This is a genomic window from Desulfogranum marinum (assembly GCF_016918565.1).
Lineage (GTDB): Bacteria > Desulfobacterota > Desulfobulbia > Desulfobulbales > Desulfobulbaceae > Desulfogranum > Desulfogranum marinum.
Genome location: NZ_JAFFQD010000092.1, coordinates 1 through 5,247, shown reverse-complemented (window position 1 = coordinate 5,247; position 5,247 = coordinate 1). Strand labels below are relative to the sequence as shown.

Genomic DNA, 5,247 nt, shown 5'->3' with positions numbered 1-5,247 from the left:
GAAATAGTTAATCAAGTAATTTTAGCGACTTACTAAAAAAACTTTACCAGGAATCGTAAAAAGAGCATCCCTTAAAAGGCGATTTTCTCTTACTAAATCAAATAAATAGCTTCTCGCGGACAGACACCAGCTAACACAAAGACCTCTGACGGATTAGAAGTAGTTATCTCTCCTATCTTTTGATACAAGCTTTGTATTTGCTGTCACAACGGAATCCAATAGGACAATCAGTATCGAAACTGCATTGACCATCTAAATCCATGTTCACGCCTATACTCTCCGTATCAGGCATGTCGTAGGTGTTCACCCCATATTCATCTACAGCTTTCATACAGACACCATGACTCTTGAGAGGTGCCTTAACACACTTTTTCCCGATGCCACATGAGTAGTCAGATGTGCAGCCACTGGATTGATAGCTGTTTGTAACGGAAGTTCGCTGACTCTGATTGTAACTACTGAGACCTTCAGTAGCACCCTGAATGACTCCTAGCATTATCTGTTGGCAAGCTCGCTGTGAGCAACTAGATAACGTAAAGCATGTTATAAGTAGCAATGTTAGAAAACAAATACCCTTCATCATGGTCGCTCGAGTATCCTTCAATATCTTGATTTAGTTGCTAAACGCTAGACCCAGAACCGGACAGTGAGAACTGTAAGCGCTGAAGCTAGATGCAATAAAATTATAAGCTGCTTCAGTGCTGAGAATTCCTTAAGGTCAGAAGCTAATATCAAGAATAAGAGCCAAAGACATTTAAGCACTTAAGCCTATTTATTAATAGAGTTAACTGTTTAAGCATGGACAACTCACACCCCCACAGTTAGAACTTAATGCCCGGTTCTATGAAGTACTTGGTTCCACTACCTCTACCGCTCTTCTTAATTGCAGGGAACTTATGTATACTGCCAACTAATGCTCTGATTATACTTTCAGCCTTCTCTTCTGTTTTTATGAGGTCGATAAGTTCCTTCCTGCTATACAAGGTTTCTGGCTTCATCTTGGGTATTAGCAGATCGTTGATATCATCATCGTAAGGACCCTTTCTCTTGCCATCCCCTTTAGCTTCATTTGCATCTTTAAATGCCTCAGAAAGCCCAGTAGAACCTTTCCGGTGTACTTGAACGTTAGCATTGGGCATCTGTATTTTTAGTAACTCTGCAACCATATCAGGGTCTTTGTCAAACATATAGATATCTGCTTTCATCGCCTTAGCTGTACAGCTGTCGCTATTAACATCTGACCCTACAATTCTCCTGCACCGTACACGATTCAACCCTTGATAAGCATGGTGCACAAAATCTGTTCTATTTACCTCACGAGTCAAGCTGTCCAGATCAGAGTGGTTGAAGTCATTATCCTTGAGTCTGGATGCAACCTTACACCTGTATGATGATTCAGGTTCTCTAAACTGTCCCAGGAGAATGCACCTGTCGTAATCAGACCAATCATTCCTACCATTGATAGCCCCATAATGAGCGACTTCCACGTTTGGCCCCTTGAATAGCTTTAAGATCTCATCTTCTACGTCCTTGTGGCAGATGATCAGTGTTTTTCCCTTTGGGTCGATATGCTCTCTGATAAAACCTACATATGGGTTCTGCTGCTTCCCCTTGAATGCTGGATTAATACTGCTTTTACCAGAGGCGTATTGGTGAATATGTATATTCACATCGGAGTAATCGATTGATGCGCTGATGTCTGCAATCTTAAAAGAGTTATCTATTTGGGATAGCTTTCGCAGAGGGACAGAAGCATCAAGGACTGTAAGGTTTGTAACTGTATCTGACAGAACCTGTCGGTGTGTAAGCACGTGAGCCACTCCAAGATTCTTAAGTATCACCTCACCGTTCTGGGTGGCATTGTTATCAAGCAGGGTTAGCAGGAAGGTTTTGAGGTTATCTGGTACAGGATCTCTATCAATAGTTAGCCAGTTGATCTGTGATGGTTTAATGCCTGACAGTTCATTGCCTGTGATATGGATGACACCAGAGGTGTCCCTGTGTTTCCTAAGATCTGGCCTGATGTTAGCAAATAGCTTTCCCAGCCTAACCAACATCTTTTCTTTCTGTACATTCCCGCCAGCATCATTAATTTCATCTTGAATTTTGGGAATGTATTTATCGATCTCTCCCAAAAGAGCTTTAACTTCAATGGTGCTGGTGATGGCTGGTTGGATCTCCTCATCCCAAAATAACGCTCTTGTCCTCCCTTTGCCTGTCGTGAAATCTTCATACTCGTAATAGTCCTTTTCAAACTGAGGAACAGCTAATCGAGCATGGGTGATAATAATAAAAGGTTTTCTCTTTAAGAACCCATAGTACTGAATTAAAGAATTGGCTTGGAGCTGAACGTCATGGTCGGTCAGGTCAGAGTGAATCCTGGCTACATAATCTTCATCCACATCATAGTTATCCACCAGGTCTTTATAGAAGGCTTCAACGTCTTCAACTCGTTCGATGTTTATAGCTATTGGATGCTCAAACGACCTTGATTTCATACCTTTGAGAAACAGTATTCGAATTAAACATTTCAGAGCCGTTGACTTACCAAAGCCAGCAGGGAGAGTGATACAATGCCTTCCATCGATTAACCCGTATGCCTTGGCTATAAGAAAGTTAGATAGCTCGTTGATGGCCATCATATAATCTGGGTAGCCTGTGACTGTTATTCCGTATGCTGACAACTGACTGATGATGCATTTGAACAACTCCTGTGCGTCATCATCAGCACCAGCTTTGTTAACCACATCTATAATACCCTTTACATTTTCTGTTATCACGAGACCCTTCAATGAATGTATATGATTTCAAAAGAAGAAAGCCCCTCCACAGGTCGTAGAGGGCTTTTGATTTTTCATTGGATTATAGCACTTTAAAGGATACTGTCCAGCACCTCAGTTGACTTTCTTATGCTTTAACAGGCTTACAAATGTATCACTGAGAATATCTTGAAGGCTTGAGAAGGAAATGGAAACACTTTGCTGCCCGCATGAATAGGGTGCCACAGAGTATATGGGGAAGATAATCTCTAGCCCCTCTTGATTAACCATCCAGTTCTCAAAGTCATATTCTCGATCAGCTTCTTCGTACGCACAATCAACATCTTTCAAGCCTTGATCGCTTAACTCTACAAGCTTATCCTGGTATGAAGAATCACTTTGAAACAGATCGTCCAGCTTCATCTCTTCCGAGTCTTGTATATTATAATTAAGTCCAAAGGAAGCGTATGATCCATGAAGCCCTCCTTGGTACCAGTACTGCTTAAACCTAATGCTGACGTAATTGTCTTCAGCATAATAGACTTCATAATCTAAGGAATACGTCTTGTTACACTTCTCTTCATCATCTCCACACAGTTCCATTTCCCATAGTGGTTTCCTCTGGCTTTCTGGGAGAGATGATTGGTAATACTGTGGCCAGATTTTAACTGTAATGTCCTTTACCAGCTTATTGAATACTGCAGCTGATGGTGTCTTATCTGTCATGAACGGATAGTTTATGTCTATCTCTACACCTGAGTATTCCTTTTTGATGGTACGTTTAGCATATCTCTGCTCCTCTTCAGCATGAAGGTTTCCGCTAAAGCTGAGAATCGAGAATATCATTAGAGCAGCAAAGCTGGCTTTAGTGCTCAAGTTAGCAATCGTAACCTTTTCCATAAAGTGAGACCTTGAGGGTTTGAGTGGATTAGTTTTATAGGAGCTAATGTTAAGAGTGTATCACCTCAGAATAGAGTGTCCAGCACCTCGGTTGATTTCTTTAACCTTTCGTTACTCAGATGACTGTACCTCTCCGTTAACGCTATGTCCTTGTGCCCTAGCAAAGTCTTGAGGGTATAGATATCTACCTGCCCAGAGGAGGCCAAATGAGAGGCGTATGTGTGCCTCAGGTCATGAAATCTTATTGATGTGATATCAAGGGTGCCTTCCCGTTTTAATCGCTTCCTGAGGCGATTCCAGGCCAATGAGAGGCCATTGTAATAATAGTCACCAGTAGACGAACAGAAGACAAACTCAGAGCTTTCTTTAAGGCTCTTCACTTCCCTGAGAACAGCAATTGCACTGGAATTTAAAGGAAAGCTCATGGTCTCACCGTTCTTGGTATTTCTGCATGTAATGAACTGGAGATCATGAGAGATGTCCTGCCATTCAAGCCCCATGATCTCTCCTTTTCTTCTCCCTGTATAGATAGCAAATAGGATGGCCAATGCAGCTCTCCTGTTTTCCCATTGGTTAAGGTGCTCAACAAAGGTTTTGAGTTGTTCCTGATTCAAGATGTTACTCACTCTATTATCAAACCTTGGAAGCTTTATGCCTTTGACGGGGTTCTCCTGATGCCATAGTCCTTGCTGGATATGCCAGTTGTACACTCTTCTTATCAGTGTAAACGCATGTCTTCTCGTAGCTGGTTTGAGGTGCTGCATGTCGCTGAGGATCTGCTGAATGCCTTGGCTGCTGTTGTGCTTCTTCCCTTTTATGTGTTTGTTCCATCTGCTCTCATCATCCTTCCAAGTCTTCTTGTGTTGCTTGGCGTAGCTGAGGTATCTGTTGAAGCTAAACTCATTGGGCTTCTTCTGGCTGAAAAGTTCCCCCTCCAACATCTGCACCTTCAGTTTGGACTCTACTTTCTTAGCCAGGGACAGTGAGTCAACCATCTTACTCTTGAACTTAGCGCTTGCAGGATCTTTAACTCTTACTTGATACTTTGAGCCAAGAGGTTCATTGCATCGATTGCACTTCTTCTGATTCAAACGGTAGTTAGTCTTGCACTTGGTACATCTTAATGAGATTGCCATGGTCTCTCCGGTGGTTACATGGTGGTTACTCTTTGGAGAGCTATGGAGTTGGGGCGGTCTTGAGGGTAGCTGGAAGGAAACTAGAGCGTACAAGGATAAACTCTTTGATTACATTATGTTAGCTGAGTGTAAACAGCTGGATAGAGCTAGACGCTTTAGCGTCCAGTAAGGACTTCGAATCCGAGAGTCGGGGGTTCGAATCCCTCCGGGCGTGCCAGTTATATTAAGGAGTCTTATCGTTTCGATTTGACTCCTTTTTTTATGCCTAGCTGTCACCCTTTCTCCAGCCCACACTATACACTCTTTAGTAGCCTCCTATTAGCTTGTGTCTGTCCATAAATAGCAATTTTTTCAAAGGCGGCCGCAGCCAGTCGCATCAGCGAACACAATCGGTTCATAGGGCAAGCAAACTTTTGCTATCCTTTTCAGCTTGTCATTTGAAAATTCCTTCA

The 5,247-nt window shown here is 42.4% G+C and carries 3 protein-coding genes; all 3 read right to left on the bottom strand.

Annotated elements, in window-relative coordinates:
* Positions 1-821: 821 nt before the first annotated feature.
* A complete protein-coding gene (locus JWH17_RS22735; RefSeq protein ID WP_205224998.1) occupies positions 822-2,780 on the bottom strand; it encodes a hypothetical protein in 1,959 nt (652 codons plus the stop codon).
* 114 nt (positions 2,781-2,894) lie between these two features.
* Positions 2,895-3,659: a DUF3298 and DUF4163 domain-containing protein gene (locus JWH17_RS22730; protein ID WP_205224997.1), complete on the bottom strand. Its 765-nt coding sequence runs from the start codon at positions 3,657-3,659 to the stop codon at positions 2,895-2,897.
* Between the two features lie 65 nt (positions 3,660-3,724).
* The gene (locus JWH17_RS22725) at positions 3,725-4,795 is read right to left on the bottom strand and encodes a tyrosine-type recombinase/integrase (protein WP_205224996.1); all 1,071 of its coding nucleotides are present in this window, start codon (positions 4,793-4,795) and stop codon (positions 3,725-3,727) included.
* Between the last annotated feature and the right edge of the window lie 452 nt (positions 4,796-5,247).